Here is a 2,019-nt window from a genome sequence, read left to right as displayed (position 1 = left end):
GAAATACAGTCCAGATCGAAGCGCTTGCCACAACATTGGCTTTTGACGACCACAAGCTCTACATCACGGTCATGGAAGTGAATCATACAAATAGGACAGGGATCGGACTCCGGCGGTACGTCAGTGTCCACGGAGACGGCGAGGTGGGAAATGCCATCCATGAGTAGTACATCTGTGTTATTCACATGGCCTGCGTACTCCGGGCAGTGTCCATTGTCGACATGTGGGCATGAGCTTTGTCCGGGCGTTGCTGCTGTGTGGCCTGTCGAATTTGCTGCGGAATTCATCGGCCATTCAGCGGACTCACTGCTATCGGATGATGGTCGGAATTGACAAACGCCATGACAGGGAGAAACGAAACAATCTAAACCCAGAGTATGCCGATGTTGCTGTGAGCCTCCACTACCACCGGCAGAGTCAGAATAATGGAAGCTATTGAAAGAGCCAGCAGGGCGGGCGGTGGCTTCCTGAGCTTGCTGCCCCGATGACTCTGATGGCGGGTGTTGTTGCTGATTATTTTCGGTGCCAGGCATCGTAATGATGGCCGAAAACGGGTGGTCCTGACACAGCTCCTTTTGTGTCATCGGGTTAAACGACGGTGAGTCGATATTCCAATAGTTTTTTAAAAGCCAACCGACAGCGATAACCATTTCTACAGGTAGCCATGAATAAGAGGTGGAGTTGAGAGGGGTATTTTTGGTGTTCAGGACCAGTTCGTAAACTACCAGCAGATGATTGGCGTAAAGCCACTGCCACGAAATGGATTCAATGGTGGTCGTTTTTAGCTCGCAACCGTTTAGTCTGCCTTGTTTATGATCAGACGGTAAATCTGATCCTGCACAGCCTTTTGTGCGGGCAATGTCTGGCAAGGTGCACGACAGTGTGTGTTGGTCAGGTGTTATAAAAACGTTCTGGCTTGGAGCACCTGCTTTTTGTTCAAGCTCGACAACAAAACGTCTGGTCAATGGTTGAGCCTGACAGACGACGGACAATGTCATGAGTAACAGTGGTCCTGCAAAGAGTAAGTGTTTAGTCATTCTACCCTTGAATTCTGGTGTACAAAGAGCAAGGATAGATCAGGAAAATAACTCAAGTTACGCAGTTAACCGTTCTCTCAATTGCCCCAGAGAAGCTTTCAGTCCTGCCGCATAAACTGTGGTGCTGAGGTGAAAGTGATCCAACTTCCACCGGAAAAATCTGCGTTGCCAGCCAGTCTGTCTCCCGTCATTGTCAGTGTGCTATTTCGGGTTTGGCCGACTTCCAGCCCAGGGTCAGTCATCCTGTCGGGGTAAACCAGAAGGGTTAGTGGGGTAGCATGGGATTTGCCGCTCAGGAGTTGGTGGATGGCGACAGAAGCCAACTCCGGTTTGTCTGCCGTCCTGGATTTCAAGCGTACAAGCAGGCTGTTTTCAGAGGCACGTTTTGAGACATCCTGGAAGACGGATGTTTGCTCCTTTGCGGCTATTACCAGCTGATAGCAATAGTTACTCAAGTGGTTGTTGACCAATAGTGCGATACTGTTCCAATCTGCTGACACCACGGGTGCCTTAAAGCAAAGGGTGCTGTTTTGGTCATCGAAATCTTCCAGAAGCAGCAAACTCATTCGCCACTGACTCATACCCTGAGGATCTGTGCCATTATTGATTTCAATCCGAGCCCTGCGTCCATCGGGATAGTGTTGGTCAATGATGGTGGAGGAATGGCACAACTGCGCAGTCATTATAACCATTAGGAAAAGTGCAAATGCCATGAAAAAACGGTAAAAAAGTATTCAAATCTTTCCAAATAACTTGTGTTAATAACACCAACCCAACCCTCCTGTTCTGTTAGAAAAAGTCAGGACAACCTGTGCTGACTTTCTGCACTTGAAAAATAGAGGAATATTATTGACCGGTCTTGTTATTCGCAGAACAAACAGAGAATAGACAAGAATTTCTGAATCGCTACAGGGGTTACTTGCATTGCGGTAACTTTCAAGGTAGATGTCGCCTCAACTTATGCAGCTAAATCACAATGCTG

2 protein-coding genes are annotated in these 2,019 nt (G+C 48.0%); both read right to left on the bottom strand.

Annotation, left to right across the window (positions count from 1 at the left end; translation table 11 throughout):
• On the bottom strand, positions 1-1,037 hold a 1,037-nt coding region (locus KDK16_RS04670; protein ID WP_257274910.1), incomplete at its 3' end, for a hypothetical protein.
• Between the two features lie 98 nt (positions 1,038-1,135).
• Positions 1,136-1,720: a hypothetical protein gene (locus KDK16_RS04665; RefSeq protein WP_257274909.1), complete on the bottom strand. Its 585-nt coding sequence runs from the start codon at positions 1,718-1,720 to the stop codon at positions 1,136-1,138.
• Between the last annotated feature and the right edge of the window lie 299 nt (positions 1,721-2,019).

This window comes from Endozoicomonas sp. SESOKO4, assembly GCF_024606275.1.
The sequence above is the reverse complement of the archived record's forward strand: the minus strand, read 5'-3'. Positions and strand labels throughout refer to the sequence as shown.